Source organism: Pseudomonas sp. FP1740 (assembly GCF_030687165.1).
Lineage (GTDB): Bacteria > Pseudomonadota > Gammaproteobacteria > Pseudomonadales > Pseudomonadaceae > Aquipseudomonas.
The window spans coordinates 3,362,244-3,387,114 of sequence record NZ_CP117461.1 but is presented as its reverse complement, the minus strand read 5'-3'; the positions used below and the strand labels follow the sequence as shown (position 1 = coordinate 3,387,114).

The following is a 24,871-nucleotide window of genomic DNA, read 5'->3' as shown; positions in this document are numbered from 1 at the left end:
GGGCTTTGGCAGTTGAATATGGCAGAGTGCTGTATTAGTTGGGCGTTTTGCCCAAGCACAATGTTGTCAAAACACCGCAGAAAGGACGAACGATGTCACGGTGTTTTCCACCCCCGGCATGGCCGCGATTTCCTTCCACACGAGATGGACGCGTTCAGGTGTGGCGGCATTCACACGCAGCATTAAATCGAACTCACCACTGAGTACTTCACATTGCACGACTTCGGGAATGGAGCGCAGCGCAGTCAGTACTTCTTCGCCACGCATGCGGTCGTAGCGGTAGACAAAGATCACCGCGCTGATAAGCGACGTAGGCCGCCGGGACTCGCCGAGAAGTACCGTATAGCCCTGGATCGCACCGTCGCGCTCAAGGCGCTCGATGCGTTGGCGCACTGCATTGCGTGACAAGTTGATCTTGGCACCCAGTTCGATATGGGCTATTCGCGCATTGGCGGTAAGTTCGGCCAGTATGCGTTCGTCCAACGGATCTAGAATGCGCTTCATGCAGACCTCTGCTGCGCCAGACGAAGAGCCTGGCACAGACCGTCAAGATCGCCCTTGGCCAGGTACGGTGGTTGCGCGCGCACCTCGACAGTGCTCGGAACGCTTGCTTGCCAGACGCCCAGTTCGGCCAACAGCGCCGCTGACTTGGCCGGCGCAATTTGCCCGAAGGTGACCATCGGCGCGCCCAGGCTGCGTCGATGAAGCCTGCCGGCTAGTACACCGACGGCGGTGTGAGGATCGATGGCCGAGCCTGTCTCTCGGAACAGTTCGACTACTTCATCGCGCACTTGGGATTCGTGTACGGCATAGGAATCGAAGAGTACTCGAGCACGTAGCCATTGCTGGTTGCCGATGCTCATTTCTCCGCAACTTTCAAAATGCTCCATCAGTGTTTTTGTTGAGCAGCCATCGTGCTCGTAAATCTCCCAGATAAACCGCTCCAGGTTGGAAAACAACGAGAAGTCCATCGCCGGCGACACTGTTCGATTAGTCATCCGGGTGGAGTAGCGATTGCAATGAAAAAACTGGTGCAGGGCATCATTGCTGTTGGTGGAAATGATCACCTGATTGATCGGCAATCCCATTTTCTGCGCAATGTAACCAGCGTAGATTTCGGCCGAGCTGGCAGCTGGAACGCTAAAGCCAACGGGACGCGAGCCACCGCCCAGTTGCAAGGCTGCGTGGAAGTAAAAAACGATCTGGGCCAGGACGCCGATCCAATTGGTCGAGTTGAAACAGATCGGCAACACTTCATCCAACGGCCACTCGCGCAAGAGTCGGGAGACCAGCGTCTGGCAATCATCGAAATTACCGTCAACCGGAAACAGCTGAACCCGCTGCGGGTCGGCTGCCTGCAAGGCACTGAGTTGCTCAGGTGCAAGCCCGTCGCGCGGATACAGTATCGCCATGCGGGCGGCCGGGCAGTTAGCAAAGGCTTCAAGCGCCGCGACGCCGGTATCACCATTAGTTGCACCGACCACCAACGCTTCTTTACCGACATCTTCCAGAAAATGCTCAACCAGGCGCGACTGCAATTGCGCGGCGAAATCCTTGGAGGAACCGGTCGGGCCATGAAACAGCTGGAGTATCCACTCGTTGTGCCCGATTTGCTCAAGCGGCGTAATAGCGCGGTGCTTGAATTGTTGATAGCTGTCACTGAGCAAGGCACGCAGGGTGCTTTCGTCTATGGATGAACCAACAAAAGGCGAAATCACTCGCCAAACCAACTCATCAAACGGCAGCCACGACCAGCCGGCAATCTGTTTCTCGGTAAAGACAGACAAACTGGCTGGGACATAGAGACCACCATTTTCGGCGAGCCCCGACAGAACCACACTGCGAAAATCAGCACGCATGTCGCCGCCGCGAGTGCTTACATAATCCATGGCAACTCCAAATCAGTTTTACAAAAGGCGATGGGCTTGCGCCACCAGCCAGGTAGAAAAATGTGCGGCATCAGGCGATAGCACTTCGTTCTGTTCGTGCACCAGATAAAAGGATTCGCTTGCCTCGATTCGGTGATTGAATGGCGCAACCAATTGCCCGCTCTTAAGCAAATCCTCGACCACGGAAGACCGTGCCAGCGCAACGCCCTGCCCCAATTCGGCCATGCGGATCGTGGAAATCAGCGTGTCAAACTGAAGGCCACGGGAGTAGTCGACGTCGTCTGCTCCAACTCGCTTCAACCAGTAACCCCAACCTTCTTCGTACCCCAACACATGAAGCAGTGAATGGTTCATCAAATCGCGAGGCTCATGTATGGGTGAGCTGGCCATGAGCGTTGGGGAGCAAACAGGCTGAAGGATGTCCCAAGTCAATCGCTGAGCGTGCAAGCCCGACCACTCACCGCATCCCCAGCGAATCTCCAGGTCATCCTCACCGTCCGGTTCTTTCACCCAAATATTGCTGATCTATCGAATATCAATCTGGGGATACTCCCGACAAAAATCTGCGAGTCGGGGGGCCAACCAATAGTGAAGAAAGGAAAGGCTGCCACGCACCTTCAAATGTCTTCGATTGCGCTGGCCGAAAATCTCGTTTGTGCCGACTGCAAGGCGACTGATCGCGTCTTGTACGACAGGCAGGTACGACTGCCCTTCCTCGGTCAATCCAAGTCCTCGAGGTAAGCGCTTGAACAGCGCCACACCGAGGTGACTTTCTAACTGACGGATCTGCTGACTCACAGCCCCTTGAGTCAAATGGAGCTCTTGCGCCGCGTGGGTAAAGTTCAAACAACGCGCCGATACTTCGAATGCCCTCAACCAGTTCAAGGGTGGTAGTGACTTTTGACTCATCGGCGCAACCTCATCAGGGCTTTAACTATGCTCAATCATTGCCTGAGAAATTCACGCAGTGCCAGAGGGATGAACAGCGGCGGCTAAAGCCAACCGCTCTGCTCTCTTGTTTCGAGTGACCCAGTAGACGAAATAACACCACGCGATAAAGGGGAGACCGAAGTAAAGCGCCACTCGCTGCTCAGGATCAAAAGCGATACCCACACAGGCCAGCAGACAACACAACAGTGCACCGATAGGCACCCATGGATAGCCGCGTACACGGAAATGCAGGTCTTCAACTCGTCCGCCATTAGCAACGTATTGGCGACGGAACGCGATCTGGCTGGCAGCAATGCTCATCCACACGACTACGACCGCCAGACCGGAAATGGACACCAAGGCCAAGTAAACCGTATCAGGGGCAAACACACTGCTGAGCAGAGAAGCCACTGCGCCCGCCATACTAAGAACGATGGCGTTCACCGGTGTGCCACGACTGGAGAGCCTGGCGTAGCGCTTAGGCATATGTCCTTGATCGCTCAATGTCCACAGCATGCGCGATGCTGCATACAGCCCCGAATTAGCGGCGGAAATCAGTGCCGTAAGAATGACGAAGTTCATAATGTCGGCAGAGTATGGGATGCCAATCAGCTCAAACACCATGACGAACGGACTTTCTACGAGCCCCGCTTGCTCTCGTGGCAGTAACGTCGCAAGGACGAAAATGGTCCCCACGAAGAACAGCGCCAAACGTACCACTGTCGTGCGAATTGCCTTGGGCACGCTAGTTTGTGGGTCTTGCGCCTCACCTGCCGCAATCCCGATCAGCTCAGTTCCGGAAAATGCGAAGGAAACAGCCAGGAGGGTCATTGCAATGGGTAGAAACCCGGTGGGAAAAAGCCCCTCACGTGTGAAGTTGGAAAGTCCCGCACCCTGCAAACTCTGTACTTTAAAAAGACCGAAAATTGCCGCTCCGCCGATCACAATGAATGTGATAACGGTCAAAACCTTAATCAGCGAAAGCCAAAACTCAGTCTCCGCAAACAACCGAACGGAGACAACATTGCTTGAGAACACTGCGATGGCAAATAGCGCGCTCCAAATCCAGACGGGTGTATCAGGAAACCACCGAACCATCAGTATGCCCGCAGCTGTGAACTCTGAACCGATAGCTACTGCCCAAGTGAGCCAGTAAAGCCAGGCCACTGTATAGCCTGTGCCTGGGCCCAGGTATCGCGTTGCGTAACTACTGAAAGATCCGGTTTCTGGCATCTGTACAGCCAACTCACCGAGACAGACCATGACTAAATACACCATCACTGCACCGATGATGTAAGCAATCACTGCACCGAGTGGCCCTGCCTGATTAACCGTGTAACCGGAGGTAAGGAATAACCCCGTACCGATCACACCGCCCAGTGCCAACATAACGATGTGGCGTGTTTGCATTTCCTTTTTGAAACGCGAGTTTGGGTCGGACTGATGATCTTTAATATGCGTGGACATAGTTTTATTCTCATGAAATGTGCGGACAAGCGTCCTTGTAACTGGCGGTTGGGCAGTACAATTTAGTTGTCGCTGGATTTTATTATTTTCATTCTTCATGAAGGGCTTAAGATGAATCTCGAGCGTCCTGCCCGTATTCAGGTTTCTACCTCAATGAAACGTTGGGCACTATCAGCGTTAAAGCTCGCATCACCATGTTTACCTCGCACTAAAGCGAAAGCTTGTTTTAGGTCAGCCAATAAATCTGCTGAATCTTCAATGCCTACGGACACTCGAACCAAACCTTCGGAGATTCCCAGTGCCTGACGCTCTTCCAAGGTATTTTCCACGTGACTGGTCGTCCGAGCCGGCCCATAGATGGTCTCGACAGCGCCCAAATTACCCGCCCGATGCGCATACCTGAGCAGCGGTAGCAAACGAGTCACTGTGTCCATGCCTCCTTTCAGCACGAAGCTGACGATGGCTCCGAATCCGTTCATTTGCGAACGAGCGATGTCATGACCTGGATGTTGAGGCAGCCCCGGATAGTTCACCGACTCAACCAGCGGTTCGGTACAGAGGTACTCGGCCAAAAGTTTCGCGCTCGCCTGTTGCTGGCGAACACGCAGAGCCAGAGTCTTGATGCCTCGGATGATTAGATACGCCGAAAAAGGATCCAGCGAGGCACCATTGATTTCGCGGTAATGGCGAACTTGAGACATCAAATGCTCGGCGCCGCAGACCACACCACCGAGGACATCACCATGACCGGACAGGAATTTGGTCGCGCTGTGCACAACCACATCAACGCCTAAAGCGAGCGGATTCTGATTCAGAGGCGTCGCGAATGTATTGTCCGCAACAACCAAAGCGCCCACTCGCTTGGCCGCTGCCACAAGGCGCCGAATATCAACGATTTTCAGCGTTGGGTTCGTGGGTGTTTCCAGGTACAGGACGCTGCAGCCTTTAGCGATTTCCTGCTCAAGCGCCATAGTGTCGAGCGTATCGCAAAGGGTTACCTCCACACCCATGCGTGGAAGAAACTCCTCGAAAATCTTGTTCGTACCGCCGTAGCTGTCACGCGTAGATATCACACGCTGCCCATAGGACAGGAAGGTGTGTAGTACACCGCTAATCGCAGCCATTCCGGTACTGAAAGCGACAGCCGACTCTGCGTTTTCGAGCTCACAGAGTTTATCTTCCAAGATGCAGACAGTGGGATTGCTCATCCGGCTGTAAATGAAGCCGGGCTCCTTTCCCAATGCCACGTCATACCACTTATCGATATCGTCATAGCCATAGGCAGCACTGACCACGATGGGTGTCTGCGTCGCATTGTAGGGATGTTGAACCTGCTCTCCTCCCCATACGACTCGAGTCCCCATCCCAATCTCTGAAGCCTGGACGGCGCGTTTCTTATTTTCCATAAAGTTCTCTCGCATCAAGGGAAACACAGCCGTGTTCCAAGTGGGCTTGGGAGGACTATATGGAAAGCTCATGCTTGTGAAAAATCATGATATCCGGGAGTAAGGGGTACTTTTTTTAATGGCTGGGTACCGGGTGCCCTGACCATCCATTCACATGCCCATGAAACATTGAGTGAAGTGAATTACCTATAACAGATGCCCTCTTAGCTGCGCGCCCTTCCCCGCTACACGTGCTGCCATCTGCCATCAATCGAATAGCTTCCCTGACTGCCCGGCAGGCAGCATACGGAGCTGCTAGTGTTAATCCGCATGCCGTCAAAGTCCCTGCAGTCGGGTGGGTGTGAGCCGCCGTTTTGTTCGTGACCGAGTGCTGCACCTGCCGCTGCAGTTCGTTGGCAGTGGTGTAACCCAAGATCTTCCTAATCCATCGAATGGCGCTTAATCCAGGAGAAAAATCATGGCGAAGGTACTGGTTCTCTATTACTCAATGTACGGTCACCTCGAAACGATGGCTGGAGCAGTGGCCGAAGGCGCACGATCCGTACCCGGCGCAGACGTGACGCTCAAGCGTGTCGCTGAAACCATCCCGGCCGAACAGGCAGCAGCCATCGGCGTCAAACTTGACCAGAAGGCACCGGTGGCGACACCTGACGAGCTGGGCAATTACGATGCAATCATCTTTGGTACACCGACGCGCTTCGGCAATATGGCGGGACAGATGCGCACGTTTCTCGACCAGACCGGCGGACTGTGGATGAGCGGCGCGCTGGTCGGGAAAATCGGCAGTGTCTTTGCGTCGACCGGCACCCAGCACGGTGGCCAGGAAACCACGATTACGTCGTTTCACAGCACACTCCTGCATCAAGGGATGGTCATCGTGGGTGTGCCTTACACCTGCGCAGGGCTGACCAACATGAGCGAGATCACCGGCGGTACGCCCTATGGCGCGACCACACTGGCAGGCGCTGACGGTAAACGGCAACCGTCACAGAATGAACTGGATATTGCGCGTTTCCAGGGTAAACACGTCGCTGAGCTTGCAATAAAGATCGCGGGTTAACGCAAGCACCTGAATGGGCGCGTGTTGCAGGACAGGAGCTAGCCTGTATAACGCCGGGGCGGACTTCACCACCGCGCCGCTGATAATCGCTGGTGGCTTGGCGATTCTAGAGAAAGCCTTCGCGTCGGGAGTCATTGAAGACGACGTAAGCGTTTTTGGATTCAGAGGAGCGACGTTCCAGTGAGGTCGCTCCTCATTACCCATACCGCTCATACACCTCCAGCTCAAGCATCGCGCATACAACATTGCTGCAGCGCACCTGCGGGCTATCGATAGCATCTCGTAATACACCTCAATGATGAAAACCCGCCCCCACAGAGCCATCGCTCGCTACCGGAGTGAGCGTCAACAAACTGTTACTTTTTTGATACACCCCTCGAACCGCCGATCAGTTAGTCCGGTTTTTTGACACATCCCCGATATGCGGTCATAACTTTTGCACTCCGCTGGGTCAAAACACGGTGGTTGTCGATGGAATATTGGCATCTTCCGAGGTTTTGGCCGGATACGGAGATAAGCTCATGATTTTCAATGCACAAAATTTTGGCGCCAAAGGAGATGGCATCACTGACGACACAGCGGCGATACAAAGTGCAATTGATGCGGCGGCCGCCGCAGGCGGGGGGCAGGTGTATATGCCGACCGGAACTTACATCGTTTCGGGAGGTGTGGAACCTTCCGACGGTTGCCTGATGCTCAAGAGCAACGTCTATCTGTACGGCGACGGCATGGGCGCAACCACCATCAAGGTGGCTGACGGCTCCGACACCAAGATCACCGGAGTCATCCGCTCCGCCTATGGCGAGGAAACCCACGACTTCGGCGTCAGCAACCTCACCATCGACGGCAACCGTGACAACACTACGGGCAAGATCGACGGTTGGTTCAACGGCTACATTCCCGGGCAAGCAGGCTACGACTCCAACGTCACCCTCGACAGCGTCGAGATCAAGGACTGCTCCGGGTACGGTTTCGACCCCCACGAGCAGACCATCAACATGGTCATCAAGAACAGCGTGTCCCACGGCAACGGCCTGGACGGTTTCGTAGCTGACTTCCTGAGCAACAGCACCTTCGAAAACAACGTCGCCTACGACAACGACCGGCACGGTTTCAACGTCGTGACCAGCACCCACGACTTCACGCTCACCAATAACATTGCCTACAACAACGGCGGCAATGGCATCGTGGTGCAGCGCGGCAGCGAGAACATCCCCTCCCCCAGCAACATCACCATCACCGGTGGCGAGGTGTATGGCAACGGCGCCGAAGGGGTGCTGATCAAAATGTCCAGCGAGGTGACGGTCAGCGGCGTCGACATTCACGACAACACCAGCGCCGGGGTCCGAATCTACGGCAGCAACCACGTCGAGCTTATCGACAACACGCTCCACAGCAATTCCCTGGGCAACCCCGTACCGGAGATCATCATCCAGTCCTACAACGACACCCTGGGGGTGTCCGGCAAGTACTACAACGGCAGCGATAACATCATCCAGAGCAACATCATCACCGGCAGCAACCTGTCGACCTACGGCGTTGCGGAACGCAATGAAGACGGCACTGATCGCAACGCCATCATCGGCAACACCATCAGCCACACCAGCAACGGTGCGACGCTGGTCTATGGCGACGGCAGTTACGTCAGCGACACGGTCCCGATGATCACCGTGCAAGGCACGGCTGGCAATGACACCCTGCTGGGCAGCGCCGGCAGCGAGATTTTCTATGGCGATGCCGGCAACGACACCATCAATGGCGGGGCCGGTGACGACATTCTGGTAGGCGGTGCAGGCATCGACAAACTCACCGGAGGTACCGGCGCCGATACGTTCCGTTTCACCACTCAGTCCGACAGCTACCGCAACGCAACCGCAAGCTTCGATGACACCATCACCGACTTCGATGTCACCCAGGACAAGATCGACCTCGCAGGCCTCGGTTTCACCGGCCTGGGCAATGGCCATGGCAGTACCCTGCAAGTCAGCTACAGCGCCAGCACTAACCGCACCTACATCAAGGACTACGATGCCGACGCCAGTGGCAATCGCTTCGAATTGATACTCTCGGGCAACCTCGCCAGCACTCTGACCGCCAGCAATTTCATCTTCAATCGTGTGCTCACCGGCACCAGCGGCAACGACTCGCTGCTGGGCAGTGATTCGGCCGACACCCTGCTCGGCCTGGCGGGTAACGACAGCCTCAGTGGCGGTGCGGGTGACGACAAACTCGATGGCGGTGCCGGTATGGACACCCTCACCGGTGGCGCCGGAGCAGACACCTTTGTGTTTTCCAATCGCCTGGACAGTTATCGCAATTACAACACCGGTGGTGCCAACCTTGCCGACCTGATCACCGATTTTGATATCACCGCCGACAAGATCGACCTCTCGGCCATGGGCTTCACCGGCCTGGGGGATGGCAAGAACAACACCGTGTACGTGGCGCTCAACAGTACCGGCACCAAGACTTACATCAAGTCCCTGACCGCCGACGCCGATGGCAACCGCTTCGAAGTGGCACTGAACGGTAACTACCTCGACAAGCTGACCAGCGCCAACTTCGTCTTCGCCACGTCGTCACCGACCAACCACGCGCCGGTTCTGGCCGCCCCGCTGCTGGATCAGAACGCCACCGAAAACGCCCCGTTCACCTACGTGGTGCCAGCCACCAGCTTCACCGATGCGGATAATGACAGCCTCAGCTACACCGCCACCCTGGCCGATGGCAGCGCCCTGCCCGCGTGGCTGAGCTTCAATGCCACCAACCTGACCTTCACCGGCACGCCGACCAGCACCGCGTCCGGCAATTACGACGTGCTGGTCAAGGCCACAGACCCGGCCGGTGCATCGGCCAGCGATAGCTTCGCCCTGGGAGTGGCCAACACTGTCACCGGCACCAACAATGCCGAAACCCTCAACGGCACGGCGGGTGCAGACCTGATCCTCGGCCTCGGTGGCAACGACACGATCAAGGCCGGCACTGGCGCCGACATCGTCGACGGCGGCGGCGGACGCGATTCGCTGTATGGCGGCGACGGCGCCGACACCTTCCGCTACACCAACCTGCTCGACAGCTACCGCGACTACGACACCGGCGGTGTCACCGCCACCGACACGATTTATGACTTCACTGCGGGCGTCGACAAGATCGATGTGTCGGGCCTGGGCTTTGTTGGCCTTGGTGATGGCAGTAATGGCACGTTGTACGTGACCCTCAATGCGGCCGGCGACAAGACCTACATCAAGTCCGCCGAAGCGGATGCCGATGGCAATCGCTTTGAAATCGCCCTCAGTGGCAACTACCTCAACACCCTGACCGCCAGCGACTTCGTGTTCGGCACGCGCGCCCAACAGGACATCCTCTACCTGCCCACCCTCGGCCAATCCAATGCGCGCCTGCTGCGCATGACGGAGGACGACAATCAGTCCGGCACCTCGATGCTGGTCAACGACCTGGACCGCTACACCCCCTATGACGTGCGCAGTCAGTTCACCGATGCCGATGGCAACGGCATCGACATCGCGGTGGGCGGCAGCACGGTCACCGGCCTGTCGACGCTCAGCGCCGAAGAACTCAAATTGTGCTGGTGGCTGACCGACACCAACCAACCCGGGGCTGCGCTGTTGCGCGCCGTGACGCTGCTGAGCGACCAGCGCAGCGAACTGCAATCGATCAATAACGTCACCATGGGCATCATTTGGGGCCAGGGCGAGGAAGCCGCCCAGGAGATCGCCCGCGCCACGGACAAAGCAGCGGCAGCGGCGGCCTACAAGGCTGCGACCCTTAAGGTGTTTGATTACCTGCATGCCCAGCTCGGCAACTTCAACGTGTACATGATGGAAACCGGTCACTACGAACAGGACGCGGCGCGTGCCCGTGGTTATTCGGAAGACAAGATTGCCGCCGTCGTCGAAGGGGTTGGTTATGTCCGCGCCGCCCAGGAAGCCATCGCCACCGAGCGCGCCGACGTCAAGCTGGCGGTGGACTACACCGATCTCCCCTTGCGCCACGAAGTCGATGCGCTGACGTATCCCGACGACGTCTGGCACCTGCACGAGGAATCGGCGGAAATCGTCGGCCAGCGCCTGGCCGACTACATTGCCAATGACCTTGGCTTCCAGGGCAACCCTAACGACAACAACAGCGTGCAGGACATTTTCGCCAACAACCGGACGATGATTTCCGGTACCGACCAGGCGGATACCCTGGTGGGCAGCTCGGGTAACGACACGCTGGATGGCGGCCTGGGCGCCGACACCATGACCGGTGGCGATGGCAACGACATTTATGTGGTCAACAACGTGCTCGACCGCGTGGTGGAAAGCAACACCTCGACCTCGCAGATCGATACGGTACAGGCCTCGGTCAGTTGGACCCTGGGCGCCAATCTCGAGAACCTGGTGCTCACCGGCGTGTCGAGCATCAACGGCACCGGCAATGAGCAGCACAACTTCATCACCGGCAATGCCGGCAATAATGTGCTCGATGGTGCCGCAGGGGGCGACAGCATGAGCGGTGGCGATGGCAACGACACCTACTATGTCGACAACGCTGACGACGCCGTGATCGAGACCAACAGCAATGCGGCGTCCGGAGGGATCGACAGCGTGCACAGCAGCCTGGCGGCCTATACCCTCGGCAACAACGTCGAGCGTCTGTATATCGATAGCCCTGGCGCCGCCAATGGCACGGGCAACGCGCTGGACAACACGCTGTTCGCCGGAGCCGGCAACAACGTGCTGGACGGGCGCGAAGGCAATGACACGGTGTCTTATGAACGCGCCGCGTCTGGCGTTACCGTCAGCCTCTCGACGTCAGTGCAACAAAACACTGTGGGTTCCGGGCTCGACACCGTGAAGCTCTTCGAAAACCTCACGGGAAGCGCCTACGCCGACACGCTGTCGGGCAACAGCGGCGCGAACGTTCTGAACGGTGGTGCGGGCAACGATACGTTGGTGGGCGGTTCGGGCGATGACCGGCTGATCGGCGGTGCCGGCACCGACAACCTCACCGGAGGCACTGGCGCGGATACCTACGTGTTTGATGCGCTGTCGGACATGGGCGCCGGCGCTTTACGCGATGTGATCAACGGTTTCAAGAGCACTGAAGGCGATCATCTGGACTTCACCGGCCTGGACGCCAACCCGCTGACCACTGCTATCGACGCCTTCACCTTCATCGGCGCCAACGCCTTCGACCCTGCCGACGCCACCGGCCAACTGCGCTTTGCCGATGGCATTCTCTACGGCAGTGTCGATGCCGACGCCGCCCCCGAGTTCGAAATCACACTGGTGGGCGTCACGGAGTTGCACGCCAGCGATTTCACAGCCTGAGTCAAGCCGAGGGGGGATTTGCAGTGCTCGAAAGATTAAAAACAACACAGACAATGTCGGGGGTATAGACGAATTTTGTGGCGAGGGAGCTTGCTCCCTCGCCACGGGCGCTACTTGAAACCAAGAGATCGCGCTTCTCGGCGAGCCCCTCCTGCAACCCAACCACCGCCGAGCGGTATGGCAAGTTCTGAGCACTGACTTACACTGCGATACACCAATGCGAACGAATAACTATTCAACGCATCGATAAATCCCACGGCAATCCGGGCATCACGTAATGATCTGGGTGAAGCCAACATGAAAACGGTCACGGCCCTTTTCAGCTGTCTACTCGCTGCCAGCGTATGCGTGGCGGCGAGCACTTGTGTTAATGCTGCACCAACCTTCAAGACCAGCTTCGACTGTGCCGAGGCAAAGGCGTCCGTCGAAAAGCTGATCTGTCGCGATCCGCAGCTGGCGCAGATGGATATCGAACTGACGCGTCTTTATCGCCTGGCGCTCACGGATGAACATTCGGTGCCGCGTCCAGACAAGGTTGCGATGGACCAACAGTTCTGGATCGATGCCCGCAATCAGTGCGCCTCCGAGCCTACGCCTAAGGCGTGCACGATCCGCAGTTATGCCGAGCGGGCGCACCAGCTGCGCCAAGGCTCGGCCATTGTGAGAACCAAGGACCCATACAGGCTCACCGAAGGCCCTGTGGCTTTTCGTTGTACAGGGCTTAACCCGCTGGTTGCCGCCACCTTCTTTACCACGCAGCCTGGTGTCGTGTACCTGAAATGGGCGAACACCTCGATCGTCCTGAACCAGGAGCCGAGTGATTCGGGAACCCGATACACAGGCAAGGACTCCCAGGGGAATTACAGTTTCTGGCAAGACGGCGACGTGGTGCTATTCCAGAAGCCAGGCTCAGGGTCAATGAGTTGCAAGGCTGAGCCGGTCGGTTGATGTCGCTGGCGCAAGTCCGGCGCCCTACTCCCTGCCCCAAAACCTGCACGCAAAAAAAAAGCCCCGAAACCACATAAGGTACGGGGCAAAAAATTGGTTGGTTGCGGCCAACCAAAGGAGCATTTTTCAAAGCGGTTACGGGTTACAGGCATTCCTGCGCGGCACGTTCGAAACTCGAAGGCATGAAGTTCGACGCCAGCAAGTGGCGCTCATACAAAAACACCTTGCCGCCGTTTGGCGCTTTGTAGGCTTCCAGGACGTTGTCCGCGGCGACTTTGCTCGGCACCACGATCCTGTAGCTGCGCTGGGTTTGCGAGACCGTCGGGTGCAGTGCGCTGCCCTGCAACTTCGGCACCACGCAATCGGCGTACTCGGCAGGCGTTTTTTTCGTCTGCAAGGTCAGCGTCGGGTCGTTCGGCGCAGAGGCACAACCGGCCAGCAGCAAGGTGGCAACAGCCATGGCAGGAACAAATAAAGGGCGCATCGGTGCAGTCCTGAAGTAAAAAATCTGTTTCGTTGCGCAACGGGTCGCTGTCGTTGCGGTTATGGTCCGGGTGTTCAGCCAGCAGTCACCAGGGTTTTGAGCGAGTCATCGAACTGCTTCAAGGCGCTGAGTTGCAGGTCGCGTTGCTGATCGATCTGGGCGGCAATCTCGGCTGCAGCTTTACGGTGTACCCAGACCGAAGGCATTTGTTTCTCGACGGCGCCTTCGGCCTTGCCGATGTATTGCAGGTTGGCGTCGTAGAACCGTGCGGCGAAACGCGCTTCGACCTGACTGTTGCGTTGGGTCAGCAGACGGTTATGGGTATCGAGCATCACCACCACATCCGGATGGGCCTGCAACAACGCATCGAGGTTGTCGTAGACGGTCACCGACAGGAACTGCTGCTGTAACGAACTCATCAGCCAGTCGATTGCCAACTCTGGGTCGGAGCTGTTGATGAACGCGTCGCGAATCCGCGCATCCAGCGCATCGCGCGCGCCGTTCACCGCCACATCGTGGTAACGCTCGAGGTATTGCAGGTTGTCCAGGGTGTTTTCGCTGTACAGCACACCGACGGTTTGCGAATGCTGCAACCCGGTACTGGCGCCGGCGATGGGTAGAAAATGGCACGATTGGGCGTCGTCTGCGTAGGCGGTTGCAGCAGTAGCAACCCCGCCCATCAACAGGGCGACAATTGCCAGTCGGGTCAATGTCTTCATCGCGCAAATTCCTTGAGCTGCGTCTTCGATGGAGGCGATTTTCCGCCTTTACCCGACCCAGCAGAACTTGCGTTTCTTGATTGTCACTATCACTTGAACCGATAGTTGCGCCGCGTGCCGATTATTTGCTCTTTCCTCCAAGTGCCTGCTCGATCACGCGACGCTCAGCTGATTTCTCCCCTGCGACTTCGCCGCGTAAAGCGCGCGATCTGCACGACCGATCAGTGCCTTTTCATCAGGGTCGCTGCCGTCGGCGACATATGTCGCCAACCCCAGGCTGACGGTCACGATACCTAACGGGCTCGACAAATGCGCAAGCTGCTCGGCCGCAATACCCGACAGGATCGCCTCGGCAACCTTGCGCGCTCCTGATTCGTCCGTATTGGGCATCACCACGGCGATTTCTTCCCCGCCATAGCGAGCCGCCATGTCACCCGGGCGACATACACAGTGCTTGATCGCCTGACCGATGATCCGCAGACATTCGTCTCCAGCGAGATGGCCGTAGTGATCGTTGTAGCGTTTGAAAAAGTCCACATCGATCAGAATCAGTGACAACGGGCTTGCGAGTCGCTTGGCGCGTTTGAGTTCGACATCCAGGAACTGATCGAAATGCCGGCGGTTGGCGAGGCCGGTGAGTTTGTCCTCGCTGGCGAGAACTTCCAGCGTCTGGTTAAGCTCGATCAGTGTGGTTTGAGTGGCGAGCAATTTTTCCTCCGCCCGAATACGCCGACTGATGTGGGAAATCAGCCTGCGCCCCAGTGCGACGAGGAGCCCCAACAACAGCAGCACCACAGCGACAGATTGCTTTGTCTGACTGAGCCACGCTTGCGTTGCCTCGGCCTGCCCCACCGCAACCGTCGTGACGACAGGATATTGATCGCTTCTCTTGAACGCATAGAGGCGATGGATGCCATCGACATTCGACGCAAAATCCACGGTGCCCGATGAGGTATTGCGCAAGTATTCGGAGAATATGGGCGCGCGCGACAGATCACGGCCGATGTCTTCCACTTGAAAGGGATACCGCACCAGCAGGCTCCCTTCGGATGAGGTCAGGCTGATGACGCCGAATTGCCCCACGTGGATGCTTCGATAAAGTTTGAGGAAATGTTCAAGGCTGATGGTCGCAGCGATCACCCCCGCAAAACTTCCATCAGGGTGATCGATGCGTCGGCTGACGGAAATCACCCAGGTGCAAGTGACACGGCTGAGAATCGCCGGGCCGATATAGATACCGCGATCCGCGACGTCTCGGTGATGCTTGAAGAACGCCCGATCTGCGTTGTTGCTATTGGATGAGATCAGCATGTTGGTCGAGAATAGCCAATCCCCTTGGGCGTCATATAGCACCACATTATTTAATTGCGGGAGCGCATCCATCTGCTGGGCAACCAACTTGCTCAGCCGTTCGAGTTGCTCCGGGCCGGTGCCGTCTTTCTCGATCCTTTCTGTCAGGCCCAGCAACAGCACTTCACTTTGCTTGAAGGTGCCCTCGGTGTAAGTGTTGAGCGCCTGAGTCAGGTTCAATGTATCGGTATTGATGTCGCTCAAGGTGTTCTGTCGGGCTGTCCATGTCTGCCAGGCCGTCAGCAGCACCACGGAGACACACACCAGAAAGATCAGAAAAGTGGCAAGTCGAAGATCGCGTTTCAAGGAAGTACCGGGCTGTTGAGTACACTGGCGTCAAAGGCTGCGCATTATAGAAGGCTTTTGGCCATCACTGCTGATGCATATGGATAAGTTAGCCCTGCGCCGGGAATGCTTCCACTCTTAGTTTCTCCATCACCAGTTCAATGAAGGCCGATACCGCCAACGGCAGATGCTGCCGGCTCGGGTAAAGCACGTGCAGGCCAAAGCCTGCACGCTGGAAGTGTGGCAACACGCGTACAAGTCGGCCCGCCTGAAGGTCGAGCATGGCGAGCGTCGGCGGCAGCAGCGCGATGCCCAGGCCGGCCACCGTAGCCTTGCGCAGTGCCTGGGCCGTGTTACCGGAAAAACGGCTGGCGATTTGCACCTCCTCCTCCACGCCCTCTGGTCCGGTCAGACGCCAGGTGGTGAAGCCGCTGGGATGGGCGAAACTCACGCAGTCATGGTTCACCAGGTCCTGCAGCGTACCGGGCATACCGCGAGCAGCGATGTAAGCCGGACTCGCCACCAAGCCCTCGCTGCCTGCACTGAAGAGCTGGCGCCCGACGTAACCTGAGTCTTGCAGCGGACCGCCGCGAAACGCGATGTCGATACGCTCGGCGATCAAGTCGGCGCGGGCATCACTGAGCACGAAGTCAAGCCGCACCCGCGGATGCGCGGCAAGAAAGTCAGCCACCCATTCCATGGGGAAGAAGTCGAAGAAATCCGCCGTCGCAGCGACGCGCACCAAGCCACTGGGTTCCTGGCTGCCCGTCATCAACTCGTGCCCCGCCTCGATCAGCCCGTCCACCGCGCCCACGCAGCGCTCGTGAAAAGCCTGCCCGGCATGGGTCAGCGTCAACTTGCGCGTGGAGCGTTGCAGCAGTCGTGTGTCGAGTTGTGCCTCGAGCTGCTGGACACGCCGGCTGACGGTGTTGGGCGGCATGCCCAGTCGCCGCGCCGCTTCGGCAAAGCTGCCGCTGCGGACCACTTGAACAAACAAGGCAATGTCATTCAAGTCGAGCATAAGGCGATAATTCCAGCAAAAAATGGACGGGCTCAATCCAATTGTTCCATCTAATCAACCAATCCGGGCACGCTTATCCTTCTTGCATCGCGGCAGTTAGCCCTCTAACTGCGTAAACCACAGGCAAGGACATCGTTTCCCATGACTCAAACTTCATCCCTCTCCCCTATTCAAAACCGCATCCTTTGGGGTGTTCGCATCTTTCTGGCCTTGGCGTTCGCTGCGGCCGGCATCGCCAAGCTGGCCAGCGCTCCGCAGATGGTTCAGGTGTTCGATGCCGTCGGCCTTGGGCAATGGTTCCGCTACCTCACCGGTGCCATTGAAGTGGCTGGCGCTGTGTTGCTGCTCATCCCGGTCACGAGCTTTTTCGCCGGGCTGCTGCTGACGGCGACCATGACCGGCGCAGTGGTCACGCATCTCTTCGTGATTGGCGGCAATCCCGCCCCTGCCCTGGTGCTGCTGGCGATGTCTGCCTTCGTGGCCTGGCGGCAGAAGCCCGCGGCCTTGCTCGGTGCAGCGCGCTGATCCATCCCAAGGCGATCGGCTCAAGACTTGAGGAAAACCTATGAACAGCATCATCGCAACACCAACGCGTGCCATCGTTCACCGCACATCCGGCAGCTCTCACGGGCCGATCACGCGACTCATGAGCCCTGGCGACCTGGGCCAGTTGTTGAAGCCTTTTGTGTTTCTTGATCTCTTCGGCTTCAAGCCCCAAGGCGGGCAGAAAGGTTTCGGCATGCACCCGCATTCAGGGATAGCAACACTGACCTACATGATTGAGGGCGGCGTGGAGTACGAAGACACCACGGGCAAGACGGGCGTGCTGCCCACCGAAGGTGTGGAGTGGATGCGCGCCGGTAATGGCGTGTGGCACGACGCTAAACCAGTCGGCGACAGCTCAATATCGGGCTTCCAACTCTGGGTCGCCCTGCCCGCTTCGCACGAAAACACACCGGCGGAAAGCCTCTACCTGGCGCCGTCGCAGATCCCGCAAGCAGGCCCGGCGCGTGTGCTGCTCGGACGCTATGGCGCAGAGCAAAGCGCGATTGCGGCACCTTCGGACATGAACTATCTCGTCGTGCGCTTGAAAGACGGAGAACGCTGGCGCTACACACCTCCCACCGGCCACAACGTGGCGTGGTTGGCGGTCAATGCCGGTCGGCTGGACGTTGGTGGCCCGGTCAATACTGGCGAGTTGGCGGTGTTCGAGGAGTCAGACCAACCCATCGATTTCGTGGCGCACGGCGACACGTCTTTCGTGCTGGGCTCGGCGGTGAAGCACCCACATGATTTGGTGATGGGTCGTTATTCAGTACACACCAGCCGAGCGGCACTGGCGCAGGGCGAAGCTGAAATTCAGCGTATTGGCGCGCGTCTGTTTCATGAGGGACGGCTGGCCTAGCACTCGCTAATGCCATATCTGCATCACTTGGTAAAAACCTGATATGTTGTACGATGACAGATGAGTTAGCGTAATTCATCTGTCATCCTCGCATCTATAACAACAAGGAATTACCCATGAAAAAAGTGAAACTGATTATCGGTTTTTTATGCCTGTTCAGTGGCTACGTGGCGGCCTCCCCCGCATCGAGCGAGAAGGATGTTGCCGCTGCGGTAGACCATCTGACTCAAGCGATGCTGACCAAAAACGTCCCACAACTGAATGCGCTCACCGCTGAAAACCTGACCTACGGGCATTCCAGCGGGAAAATCCAGGACAAGAGAGAATTCATCGCCGACATCGAAACCGGAAAAAGCGCTTTCAAAACGCTGGAGATGCAGAATCAGAAAATCACCGTCTCGGGTGATGTGGCGTTGGTCCGCCATCATTTTTCGGCGCAAGCCATCAAGGGCACCGAGATTGTTCCCACGGAAATCGAGAACTTTCAGATCTGGCAAAAGCAGCAAGGCAAATGGTTACTGGTAGGACGACAAGCGTTCCGGCTCTGACCTGGCGAGGGGTGTCAGGCAGTTGCAATGCTGGATGTGCCGGTCTCTTCGCGAGCAAGCCCGCTCCCACACTGGATTTTCTGTGAGCACAGTATTTGTGCACGCCAGCGATCACATGTGGGAGCGAGCCTGCTCGCGATGGCGTCCGTCGCTACCACTAAACAGCAGCCTTGAACCCCTCCTCCCGCTGCAACGCCCGAGCCTGGATCACATCCAGCACGGCACAGCCTTCACGCGTCAGCAGATGCACCGCCCGGGTGACGCGGGTCAGGTCGCAGTCGGAAATACCTTTGAGGTTGAGACTGGACAAGGTGTCCGTCAGATCGCGAACCACGGTGAATCGATGCATGGCGCAGGCGGCCAGGTCGCTGAGTTCTTTATGGGTATTGATGAAGAGCACCGGGGATTCGGCGTCGTAGGTGTCGATGGGGAGGTAACGCGGCATGACTTGGTCGGACATTGAGGTAGCTCCTGATTAATTGAGTTCTCCTGGGTTATCGACCGGCCAAGATCGTCGCGAATTTTGCCGCGAGCCGGAACTATAAGGGGCGTACTGGAGCGTAGCAACGAGAGACTCTGTCAGAAATTTCCGGAAAATTTGTGCGCCACGTTCCTACGCTTTGCCCGGGAGCGAATGCGGTATGTCAGGCAGACCGCGTCAGTCGGATACACGACTGCTTCGCAGCCGAACGCAGCCTTCGGCAGCTGCTACAGATCGCGCTGGGAGCCAGGTAATCAGCCGTCAATCATCCTCATGCAACTTGATCCCACGCTTATGCAGCAGATACGGCACCAGCAACACCAACAACGTCAACGCCAGCACCGACGCCGCAATCGGTTGCGTCACGAATATCATCCAATCGCCCTGGCTGATGGACAAGGCGTTGCGCAGCTGTTTTTCCGCCATCGGCCCCAGCAGCATGCCGACGATCACCGGGGCGACGGGAAAATCGAAACGCCGCATCAACACCCCCGCCCAGCCGATGCCCAGCATCAGGAACAAGTCGAAGGATGAGTGGCGCATGCCGTACACGCCGATGGTGGCGAACACCAGGATCCCGGCGTTCAGGTACGGCCGAGGGATTTGCAAGAGTTTGACCCACAGCCCCACCAGCGGCAGGTTCAGCACCAGCAGGATGACGTTGCCGATGTACAAGGAGGCCACCAGGGTCCAGACCAGTTCGCCCGAGGTCTGGAACAGCAGCGGCCCCGGTTGCAGGTTGTAGTTCTGGAACGCTGCCAACAGAATCGCCGCCGTGGCGGAGGTCGGTATGCCCAGGGTCAGCAGCGGCACCAGTGAGCCGGTGGCGCTCGCGTTGTTCGCCGCTTCGGGACCTGCGACGCCTTCGATGGCGCCTACGCCCTTGCTGGCGGCGAATTCTTTCGGGTACTTGCTGAGTTTGCGTTCAGTGGAATAGGACAGGAACGTCGGGATTTCCGCGCCACCGGCCGGAATCGACCCGAAGGGAAAACCGATCAAGGTGCCCCGTAACCACGCCGGGACCGAGCGTTTCCAGTCGGCGCGAGTCATCCATAACGAGGTCAGGCGGTGTCGGCCGGCCGTTTCTTCCTTTTGGTAAAGCACGCCGTACAAGGCCTCACCGACGGCAAACAACCCCACCGCGACCAGCACCACTTCGATGCCATCGACCAGCTCGGGAACTCCCAAGGTGTAGCGGGCAATGCCTGACGTCGAGTCGAGGCCGATCAAACCGATGGTCAGCCCGATGCCCAATGAAGCAAAGCCGCGCAGCATCGACGCGCCGAGCACTGCCGACACGGTGGTGAAGGCCAGCACCAGAATCGCGAAATACTCCGCCGGCCCGAATTTCAGCGCCAGCGTGGCCACCAGGGGCGCGAACAACGTCAGCAAGATGGTTGCGATGGTGCCGGCCACGAATGAACCGATGGCGGCCGTTGCCAGCGCCGGGCCTGCCCGTCCATTGCGGGCCATGAGGTTGCCTTCCAGGGCCGTGACCATGGAGGACGATTCCCCCGGGGTGTTGAGCAGGATCGAGGTGGTAGAGCCGCCAAACTGAGCGCCGTAATAGATGCCGGCGAACATGATCAGTGCCCCGGTCGGATCGACCTTGGCGGTAATCGGCAGCAGCAAGGCGACGGTCAGCGCCGGGCCGATCCCCGGCAATACTCCGATTGCAGTGCCCAGCAGACAACCGATAAAACCCCACATCAGATTGATCGGCGTCAGCGCGCCAGCGAAGCCGACGGCCAGATTCGAGAGAATATCCACCTTGTCGACCTCCTTCGGCCTGGATCAGATCCAGGCGTTGATCAAGGGCGGAAGGGAAACCCCTAGCCCGGCGGTGAAAAGCCAGTAGATCGGCAGTGCCAGAGCGATGCCGATGGCCAGGTCCCGCACCGGGCTGCGGCTGCCAAAGCCCCGCGCCGAACAGGCAAACAGCAATGCAGCAGCCAATACGAAGCCGATGTAGGAAATGAGCAACGCCACACCCAGCAGCCCTGCCGTAACCCAGGTCGCCCCGGACTTGCCGCCGGGCTCGGCCCCGGAAGTCTCATGATCATCGGCGAGGTTGCGAAAACCACCGGTGAGCGCCTGATAGCCCATCAACAGACCGACGGCGCCCAGAAATGCCGCCACGGCATAGGGGTAGACGTAGGCCGGCATGATGACGAACCCCATCTCGGCGGGAAACCGCGAGGCGCCGACCGCCAATACCGCACTGATCACGACAATACCGACGCCAATCGCCAGTTGAGCCGGCCTTACGCTCCAGCGCCCGGCCATCTCAAAGCAGCCCGACCTTGACCAGCATCGCGCGCAGGCGTCCGTGCTCCTCATCGACGAATTTGCCGAAATCATCCCCGGTCAGAATGCTCGGCGACCACGCATTGGTTTTTTGGTTTTCCTGCCAGACGGCGCTTTTGGTGGCGGTCAGGACGGCTTCCGTCAGAGCCTTGCGCTGTTCAGGCGTCAGGCCCGCTGCGCCGTAAACACCCCGCCAGTTGCCGATCGTCACGTCGTAGCCAGACTCTTTGAGGGTCGGTGCGTCGATGCCTTCAACGCGGTTGGGCGCGCCGACGGCCAGTAAGCGGAACTGTTTGGACTGCACGTATTTGGCCAGCTCGGCGTAGCCGCCGGTGATCACCGTGATGTGCCCCCCCAGCACCGCGGCAACGACTTCGCCGCCACCGGCGAAGGCAACGTAATTGACCTTGTTGACGGGGATGTCCATTTTGCTCGCCAGTTCGGCGATGCCGATGTGGTCGATCGAACCCTTGGAGCCACCGCCCCATTTGATGCTGGACGGGTTGGCTTTGAAGTCCTTGAGCAAGTCCTCCAGTTTTTTGTATGGCGAGTCGTCGCGTACGGCGATCACGTTGTATTCGGTAAACAGCCGGGCGATCGGGGTTACGTCCTTCAAGGTGATTTGCGGTTTGTTCTGCTCGATGGACGCGACCATGATCGCGCCGACCACGATCAGCGCATCGGGGTCGCCCTTGGTGGCGTTGGCAAATTGCGCCAACCCCAGGGTCCCGCCGGCGCCACCCTTGTTCTCGAAGGTGGCGGCTTTGGCCGTTTGGGCCTCGACCATGGCTTTGCCCAGGACTCGCGCGGTCTGGTCATAACCGCCGCCCACGGAACCTGGGGCCATGAACTTGACGGTGTCCAGGGCAAAAACGGGTGATGCGAGTGCGGCGGCGGTAATGAAAGCGGCGAGGTTGCTGCTGAATCGACGGGCCAGTGCAAACATGAGACGTCTCCGGATAGCCGTTCTTGTAGTTTTCGATCAGGGAAGCCCCTGTTCGGTGAGCATGCGTCTGGAAACAAGCGTAGGTCATAGATGTGTTTGTTGACGGCCTTTGTGCTGATGCGCCGCTAATCAAAGACAGCACATCGACTCAATATCCGCATCGAAATCTACGCAACCATAGGCCCTGTGAACCCACCCACAATCCACTTGCAAGGACATCATCATGGCCATCGCAAAAGCAGCACCTGGCAAAACCCTGCTGAATCCGACCGACCACACCCTGATCATGATCGATCACCAGTCGCAAATGTCCTTTGCGACCAAGTCGATCGATGCCGTCACCCTGCGCAATAACGCCGCACTGGTGGCCAAGGCAGCCCGGGGCTTCAACGTGTCGACCATCCTCACCACCGTTGCCGAGAAAAGCTTCTCCGGCCCGATCTTCGACGAAATCAAGTCGGTGTTCCCGGAACACAACGTGATCGACCGTACCAGCATGAACACCTGGGAAGACGAGCGTATTGCCGTTGAAGTCAACGCCATCGGCAAACAAAAAATCGTCCTGGCCGGTCTGTGGACCTCCGTGTGCATCGTTGGCCCGGCACTGTCGGCCCTCGACCAAGGCTTCGAGGTGTACTTCATCGCCGATGCCTGTGGCGATGTCTCCATCGAAGCCCATGAAATGGCCGTGCAACGCATGATCCAGCTCGGTGCCCGCCCAATGACTTCGCTGCAATACCTGCTTGAACTGCAGCGCGACTGGGCACGTAGCGAGACGTACGACGAGACGGTGAAAACCTCCATCGCCAACGGTGGTGCCTATGGTCTGGGCCTGATCTACGCCAAGACCATGTTCCATGCCTCTGAAGGCCATTGAGAATAAATAGCGACTCTTCGGAGTCGCTATTTCAGGCGGGAGATCAATCATGTTTTCTTTACAAACCCTCCCGCGCATTTCCGGGCAGAAGGACGTACCCAGGGCGTCCTTCTGGCTCTGCGTGTTTTTTGCCGGAACAGCCCTGGCGGATGAGACACCGGATTCCGCGCAAGGATTTCTCGAGGGCGGGAAGCTTGAGGTGCTCAGTCGAAATTTCTTCCTCAACAGCGACTACCGCTCACCCTCGCCTTCGGGCAAGAACTACAAACAAGAGTGGGCTCAAGGCTTTATCGGCTCATTTGAATCCGGATTCACCCCCGGCACGCTAGGTTTCGGCGTCGACAGCCACGCGTTTATGGGGCTGAAGCTCGACGGCGGCAAAGGGCATTCGGGAACCGGGTTACTGCCGCTGGACAGTGACGGTCGCAGCGAAGACAACTACTCCAGTGCCGGTGGCGCGCTGAAAATCAGGGCCTCCCGAACCACCCTGGCCTTCGGTGAAATGACCGTGGAAACCCCGGTGTTCGACACTGCCGACAAACGCCTGCAGCCGGAATACGCCACGGGCTTTCTGTTGAACAGCAACGAAATCGACGACATGAAACTGGTGGCTGGTCATTTCACGGCGTTCAAGAATCAGGACAACACGACAAGCAAGGGCAACTTTTACGGCTACGGTGCCAACACCGAAGCCGGTGGCATCACGTTTCTGGGCACTGACCTGTTCACACACAGTCCTGTCGGCGGCGCGTTATACGCCTCCGAGCTGAGCGACACCTGGCGCCAGTATTACGCCAACCTGCACCTGAAACAGTCCGCCGTGTTCCTCGACGCCAACCTGTACCGCACGCAGGACACCGGCAAGGCACTGGCCGGTGCCATCGACAACACCGCTTATAGCCTGTCGGGCAAATACACCCTGGATGCTCATGCCTTCACCCTGGCCTGGCAACGCATCAATGGCGACACACCGTTCGACTTCGTCGGTGGCGACTCGATTTACCTGGCCAACTCGATCAAGTACGCCGATTTCAACGGCGCCCATGAACGCTCCTGGCAGGCACGCTACGACCTCGACCTCGGCGCTTATGGCATCCCCGGCCTGAGTTTCATGACGCGTTATGTCAGGGGCAGCGACATCGACGGCACCCGTGCGCCCAAGGGTGGGGCCTACAACCCGTTCGACCCGACCATCGGCGAGTACGTGCCTCAACAGGGCGATGGCGGGCGGCATTGGGAGCGCGACATCGACCTGCGCTACATCGTGCAGTCAGGCGCCGCCAAGGGTTTGTCACTGCAACTGTCCCATGTGTCTCATCGGGCCAACACCGCTCAGGCGGGCGATGACATCGACAGGGTTTACGTTGTCATCCATTACCCGCTGACCTTCGGGCATCCGTGATTCAACCTCA

At 58.1% G+C, this 24,871-nt stretch carries 20 protein-coding genes and 1 pseudogene; 8 read left to right on the top strand and 13 right to left on the bottom strand.

What is annotated here, in order from left to right; all coding sequences use genetic code 11:
* Window positions 1-66: 66 nt before the first annotated feature.
* The 5 genes and pseudogenes from PSH69_RS15240 to PSH69_RS15220 all read right to left on the bottom strand — a co-directional run bounded on the left by PSH69_RS15240 (window position 67) and on the right by PSH69_RS15220 (window position 5,692).
* Window positions 67-504: an Lrp/AsnC family transcriptional regulator gene (locus PSH69_RS15240; RefSeq protein ID WP_018925939.1), complete on the bottom strand. Its 438-nt coding sequence runs from the start codon at window positions 502-504 to the stop codon at window positions 67-69.
* Entirely contained in the window at window positions 501-1,889 is a 1,389-nt protein-coding gene (gene thrC, locus PSH69_RS15235; protein ID WP_305408923.1) for a threonine synthase, read from the bottom strand. The genes PSH69_RS15240 and thrC overlap by 4 nt, the downstream gene beginning before the upstream one ends.
* 18 nt (window positions 1,890-1,907) lie before the next feature.
* Window positions 1,908-2,798, bottom strand: a pseudogene (locus PSH69_RS15230) (LysR substrate-binding domain-containing protein).
* Window positions 2,799-2,849: 51 nt separating this feature from the next.
* Complete coding sequence (locus PSH69_RS15225; protein ID WP_305408922.1) at window positions 2,850-4,286, bottom strand: amino acid permease; 1,437 nt, start codon at window positions 4,284-4,286, stop codon at window positions 2,850-2,852.
* Window positions 4,287-4,423: 137 nt separating this feature from the next.
* Window positions 4,424-5,692, bottom strand: a complete 1,269-nt coding sequence (locus PSH69_RS15220) for a cystathionine gamma-synthase family protein (protein ID WP_305408921.1) — start codon at window positions 5,690-5,692, stop codon at window positions 4,424-4,426.
* A 457-nt stretch (window positions 5,693-6,149) separates the two neighbouring features.
* Here PSH69_RS15220 and wrbA point away from each other — a divergent pair, with 457 nt between their 5' ends.
* From wrbA to PSH69_RS15205, 3 genes are all read left to right on the top strand, one after another.
* Window positions 6,150-6,752 carry an NAD(P)H:quinone oxidoreductase gene (gene wrbA / locus PSH69_RS15215; protein ID WP_007938311.1) on the top strand — a complete coding sequence of 201 codons (603 nt, stop codon included), beginning with the start codon at window positions 6,150-6,152 and terminating at the stop codon, window positions 6,750-6,752.
* Between the two features lie 521 nt (window positions 6,753-7,273).
* Window positions 7,274-12,088 (top strand): glycosyl hydrolase family 28-related protein, encoded by a 4,815-nt coding sequence (locus PSH69_RS15210; RefSeq protein WP_305408920.1) that lies wholly within the window; start codon window positions 7,274-7,276, stop codon window positions 12,086-12,088.
* A 297-nt stretch (window positions 12,089-12,385) separates the two neighbouring features.
* Window positions 12,386-13,036 (top strand): MliC family protein, encoded by a 651-nt coding sequence (locus PSH69_RS15205; protein ID WP_305408919.1) that lies wholly within the window; start codon window positions 12,386-12,388, stop codon window positions 13,034-13,036.
* 142 nt (window positions 13,037-13,178) lie between these two features.
* Here the strand turns inward: PSH69_RS15205 and PSH69_RS15200 are convergent, their stop codons facing one another.
* From PSH69_RS15200 to PSH69_RS15185, 4 genes are all read right to left on the bottom strand, one after another.
* Window positions 13,179-13,520 (bottom strand): hypothetical protein, encoded by a 342-nt coding sequence (locus PSH69_RS15200; RefSeq protein ID WP_096480211.1) that lies wholly within the window; start codon window positions 13,518-13,520, stop codon window positions 13,179-13,181.
* A 74-nt stretch (window positions 13,521-13,594) separates the two neighbouring features.
* Window positions 13,595-14,239, bottom strand: a complete 645-nt coding sequence (locus PSH69_RS15195) for a hypothetical protein (protein ID WP_019578963.1) — start codon at window positions 14,237-14,239, stop codon at window positions 13,595-13,597.
* 153 nt (window positions 14,240-14,392) lie between these two features.
* Entirely contained in the window at window positions 14,393-15,895 is a 1,503-nt protein-coding gene (locus tag PSH69_RS15190; protein ID WP_305408918.1) for a sensor domain-containing diguanylate cyclase, read from the bottom strand.
* 88 nt (window positions 15,896-15,983) lie between these two features.
* Complete coding sequence (locus PSH69_RS15185) at window positions 15,984-16,895, bottom strand: LysR family transcriptional regulator (protein WP_138867557.1); 912 nt, start codon at window positions 16,893-16,895, stop codon at window positions 15,984-15,986.
* A 141-nt stretch (window positions 16,896-17,036) separates the two neighbouring features.
* Between PSH69_RS15185 and PSH69_RS15180 the strand changes: the two genes are divergently transcribed.
* The 3 genes from PSH69_RS15180 to PSH69_RS15170 all read left to right on the top strand — a co-directional run bounded on the left by PSH69_RS15180 (window position 17,037) and on the right by PSH69_RS15170 (window position 18,848).
* Window positions 17,037-17,420, top strand: coding sequence for a DoxX family protein (locus PSH69_RS15180; RefSeq protein ID WP_019578966.1), 384 nt, complete (start codon window positions 17,037-17,039; stop codon window positions 17,418-17,420).
* Window positions 17,421-17,460: 40 nt separating this feature from the next.
* On the top strand, window positions 17,461-18,300 hold the full coding sequence (locus PSH69_RS15175) for a pirin family protein (RefSeq protein WP_305408917.1): 840 nt from the start codon (window positions 17,461-17,463) through the stop codon (window positions 18,298-18,300).
* A 116-nt stretch (window positions 18,301-18,416) separates the two neighbouring features.
* Window positions 18,417-18,848, top strand: coding sequence for a nuclear transport factor 2 family protein (locus PSH69_RS15170; RefSeq protein ID WP_305408916.1), 432 nt, complete (start codon window positions 18,417-18,419; stop codon window positions 18,846-18,848).
* A 157-nt stretch (window positions 18,849-19,005) separates the two neighbouring features.
* On the opposite strand, the gene PSH69_RS15165 is transcribed toward PSH69_RS15170, so the two are convergent.
* From PSH69_RS15165 to PSH69_RS15150, 4 genes are all read right to left on the bottom strand, one after another.
* Window positions 19,006-19,308 carry a hypothetical protein gene (locus PSH69_RS15165; protein ID WP_305408915.1) on the bottom strand — a complete coding sequence of 101 codons (303 nt, stop codon included), beginning with the start codon at window positions 19,306-19,308 and terminating at the stop codon, window positions 19,006-19,008.
* Between the two features lie 282 nt (window positions 19,309-19,590).
* A complete protein-coding gene (locus tag PSH69_RS15160; protein WP_018925959.1) occupies window positions 19,591-21,099 on the bottom strand; it encodes a tripartite tricarboxylate transporter permease in 1,509 nt (502 codons plus the stop codon).
* Window positions 21,100-21,123: 24 nt separating this feature from the next.
* Window positions 21,124-21,615, bottom strand: a complete 492-nt coding sequence (locus PSH69_RS15155; protein WP_111453354.1) for a tripartite tricarboxylate transporter TctB family protein — start codon at window positions 21,613-21,615, stop codon at window positions 21,124-21,126.
* 1 nt (window position 21,616) lies between these two features.
* Window positions 21,617-22,582, bottom strand: a complete 966-nt coding sequence (locus tag PSH69_RS15150) for a tripartite tricarboxylate transporter substrate binding protein (protein ID WP_305408914.1) — start codon at window positions 22,580-22,582, stop codon at window positions 21,617-21,619.
* 223 nt (window positions 22,583-22,805) lie between these two features.
* On the opposite strand from PSH69_RS15150, the gene PSH69_RS15145 reads away from it, so the two are divergent.
* Together PSH69_RS15145 and PSH69_RS15140 are read left to right on the top strand one after the other, a co-directional pair.
* Window positions 22,806-23,459 carry a hydrolase gene (locus PSH69_RS15145; RefSeq protein ID WP_305408913.1) on the top strand — a complete coding sequence of 218 codons (654 nt, stop codon included), beginning with the start codon at window positions 22,806-22,808 and terminating at the stop codon, window positions 23,457-23,459.
* A 49-nt stretch (window positions 23,460-23,508) separates the two neighbouring features.
* Window positions 23,509-24,861 (top strand): OprD family porin, encoded by a 1,353-nt coding sequence (locus PSH69_RS15140; protein ID WP_305408912.1) that lies wholly within the window; start codon window positions 23,509-23,511, stop codon window positions 24,859-24,861.
* Window positions 24,862-24,871 lie beyond the last annotated feature (10 nt).

Excerpts from the sequence above, each read along its gene's own strand:
- PSH69_RS15205 (WP_305408919.1), top strand. The coding sequence starts at position 12,386 with ATGAAAACGGTCACGGCCCTTTTCAGCTGTCTACTCGCTGCCAGCGTA.
- PSH69_RS15165 (WP_305408915.1), bottom strand. The coding sequence starts at position 19,308 with ATGTCCGACCAAGTCATGCCGCGTTACCTCCCCATCGACACCTACGAC.
- PSH69_RS15200 (WP_096480211.1), bottom strand. The coding sequence starts at position 13,520 with ATGCGCCCTTTATTTGTTCCTGCCATGGCTGTTGCCACCTTGCTGCTG.
- wrbA (WP_007938311.1), top strand. The coding sequence starts at position 6,150 with ATGGCGAAGGTACTGGTTCTCTATTACTCAATGTACGGTCACCTCGAA.
- PSH69_RS15195 (WP_019578963.1), bottom strand. The coding sequence starts at position 14,239 with ATGAAGACATTGACCCGACTGGCAATTGTCGCCCTGTTGATGGGCGGG.
- PSH69_RS15170 (WP_305408916.1), top strand. The coding sequence starts at position 18,417 with ATGAAAAAAGTGAAACTGATTATCGGTTTTTTATGCCTGTTCAGTGGC.
- PSH69_RS15220 (WP_305408921.1), bottom strand. The coding sequence starts at position 5,692 with ATGGAAAATAAGAAACGCGCCGTCCAGGCTTCAGAGATTGGGATGGGG.
- thrC (WP_305408923.1), bottom strand. The coding sequence starts at position 1,889 with ATGGATTATGTAAGCACTCGCGGCGGCGACATGCGTGCTGATTTTCGC.
- PSH69_RS15150 (WP_305408914.1), bottom strand. The coding sequence starts at position 22,582 with ATGTTTGCACTGGCCCGTCGATTCAGCAGCAACCTCGCCGCTTTCATT.
- PSH69_RS15210 (WP_305408920.1), top strand. The coding sequence starts at position 7,274 with ATGATTTTCAATGCACAAAATTTTGGCGCCAAAGGAGATGGCATCACT.
- PSH69_RS15155 (WP_111453354.1), bottom strand. The coding sequence starts at position 21,615 with ATGGCCGGGCGCTGGAGCGTAAGGCCGGCTCAACTGGCGATTGGCGTC.
- PSH69_RS15240 (WP_018925939.1), bottom strand. The coding sequence starts at position 504 with ATGAAGCGCATTCTAGATCCGTTGGACGAACGCATACTGGCCGAACTT.
- PSH69_RS15180 (WP_019578966.1), top strand. The coding sequence starts at position 17,037 with ATGACTCAAACTTCATCCCTCTCCCCTATTCAAAACCGCATCCTTTGG.
- PSH69_RS15145 (WP_305408913.1), top strand. The coding sequence starts at position 22,806 with ATGGCCATCGCAAAAGCAGCACCTGGCAAAACCCTGCTGAATCCGACC.
- PSH69_RS15140 (WP_305408912.1), top strand. The coding sequence starts at position 23,509 with ATGTTTTCTTTACAAACCCTCCCGCGCATTTCCGGGCAGAAGGACGTA.
- PSH69_RS15175 (WP_305408917.1), top strand. The coding sequence starts at position 17,461 with ATGAACAGCATCATCGCAACACCAACGCGTGCCATCGTTCACCGCACA.
- PSH69_RS15185 (WP_138867557.1), bottom strand. The coding sequence starts at position 16,895 with ATGCTCGACTTGAATGACATTGCCTTGTTTGTTCAAGTGGTCCGCAGC.
- PSH69_RS15225 (WP_305408922.1), bottom strand. The coding sequence starts at position 4,286 with ATGTCCACGCATATTAAAGATCATCAGTCCGACCCAAACTCGCGTTTC.